Raw genomic sequence first — 228 nt, forward strand, 5'->3', positions numbered from 1 at the left:
CCATTTTCCCTCGGCTTGTAATTTTTTATTGTCAGTTACTTTCCCGACAACTTCCTTTACTTCACCCTTTACCTTATCAATGGCACCTTCTACTTTTTCTTTTAAACCATGATCATGTTTAGTCATACATTTCTCCTCCTTGTAGTTTGAGTAGAATTCTCTTTTCATATTGCAAGTTGAATGATGTATCTAGTAATAGCGTAACAAATTTAGTTTGAATATTCAAAT

General features: G+C 32.5%; 1 protein-coding gene. It reads right to left on the minus strand.

Annotated elements, in window-relative coordinates:
• The coding region (locus SB775_RS34620) for a CsbD family protein (RefSeq protein ID WP_410865808.1) at positions 1-126 on the minus strand (126 nt) is incomplete at its 3' end.
• Between the last annotated feature and the right edge of the window lie 102 nt (positions 127-228).

This window comes from Peribacillus sp. SIMBA_075 (assembly GCF_046534585.1).